The sequence below is a fragment of the Mesorhizobium sp. M7A.F.Ca.CA.001.10.2.1 genome, assembly GCF_003998575.1.
Classification (GTDB): domain Bacteria; phylum Pseudomonadota; class Alphaproteobacteria; order Rhizobiales; family Rhizobiaceae; genus Mesorhizobium.
Map to the genome: position 1 here is coordinate 1 of NZ_RZQY01000969.1, position 1,586 is coordinate 1,586.

1 protein-coding gene and 2 pseudogenes are annotated in these 1,586 nt (G+C 62.7%); all 3 read right to left on the minus strand.

Features of this window, described 5'->3' with window-relative positions:
* A partial coding sequence (locus tag EN964_RS34035; protein ID WP_164776344.1) for a DoxX family protein occupies nucleotides 1-390 on the minus strand: 390 nt, incomplete at its 3' end.
* A gap of 154 nt (nucleotides 391-544) precedes the next feature.
* Nucleotides 545-963, minus strand: a pseudogene (locus EN964_RS34040) (DoxX family protein).
* Nucleotides 964-1,198: 235 nt separating this feature from the next.
* Nucleotides 1,199-1,586: pseudogene (gene fumC, locus EN964_RS34045) on the minus strand (class II fumarate hydratase); the annotation flags it as partial.

The window sequence follows — 1,586 nt, forward strand, 5'->3', positions numbered from 1 at the left end:
CCCGTCGACCGACCAGGCTCCCGCACCGGCCATGGCCAGCGCAACAGATCCGCCTGATATCGCAATGTCCTTCATCAGCATCTGCTGGTGCAGGAAGGAGAGCATCGCGTCGCCGCCGCCCTGGCCGTAATGGCCGATGAACCCGGCGGCAATGCAGAAGGCAGCGAGCAGCAGCGCCGCGATCCGGGTCTGGAAACCGACCAGGACGAGCAGCCCGGCGATCACTTCGAACAGTCCCGTGCCCCAGGCGGCAAGTGCCGGCAGCGGCAGGCCGAGGTTTACGAAATAGCCTGTGGTGCCGGCTATGTCGCTCAATGCCTGGAAACCGGAGGGCACGAACAGGGCGGCGAGCAGCAGCCGGGAGAGCAGGAGCAGCGCGTTGCGGGGCATGTTCACCTCCCTCGGCCGCCGGCCGGCTTCGTCCCGATAGCCCCTATCCTAGCAGAAAACTCCGGCCAGCAGATCGGCGGGCATACACCGATAACGAAAAAGCGGCACGGAAAATTCCGCGCCGCTTTTTGTTCGGCTATTGCCAGTTTTTGGCTCAGCCGCGCTTGGCGTCGATCGAATAGGCGCCGGCGCCCGAGGAAGCCAGCACGAGGAAGCCGCCCGCAATGGCGAGGTTCTTGAGAAACTGGATCATCTGCATCTGGTCGGCCCAACCGGTATGGGCGACCAAACCGGTGGCGACGGTGAAGATCGCCAGCACCCAGGCAACAATCCGGGTCTTGAAGCCGACGAGGATGGCGAGGCCGCCGAGAAGCTCGATCAGGCCGACGACAATGGCCGTTACGGTCGGCAAGGGCAGGCCGAGGGCACCGAAATAGCCCGCCTGCCGGCGATGGCGGTCAGCTTGCCGAAGCCTGAAAGCAGGAAGATGACGGCAAGCAGGACGCGGCCGAGGAGGATGGTGGTCGAGGCATTGGATGCGCCGGAACCGGCGACTGAAGTGTTGATGGACATTGTGGCTCTCCGGGATGGGTTGATACCGGGGAGATAGAGCAAGCCGACTGTTCACCAAAGCCACCAGACTGGCGACACATTGTTCACAGTACTTACGTTCCGTGATCGGGCGGCCTGCGCAAAATTCGCTTCGGGTCACGTCGTGACGGAAGTAAATTCTCCCGTCACGAAATACCGGGCTTTTGGTTGACGCAATTCCGGACCGAAAACCGCAAGACACTTTTCCTGGAATTGACTACCCCGGATGCGTCATGTCCTCCGGCCGCACCAGCCGGTCGTAATCGGCTTCGCTGACCAGCCCGGTGGCGAGCGCTTCCTCGCGCAGCGTGGTGCCCTTCTTGTGCGCGGTCTTGGCGATCTTGGCGGCATTGTCGTAGCCGATGGTCGGCGCCAGCGCCGTCACCAGCATCAGCGAGCGGTCGAGTGCCGCCTTGATGTTGTCTTCGCGGGCCTCGATGCCGACAACGCAATTGTCGGTGAAGGAGACCGAGGCGTCGGAGAGCAACTGCACCGACTGCAGGAAATTGTAGGCCATCAGAGGGTTGTAGACGTTGAGCTCGAAATGACCCTGGCTGCCGGCGAAGGTGAGCGCCGCATTGTTGCCGAACACCTGCACGCAGACC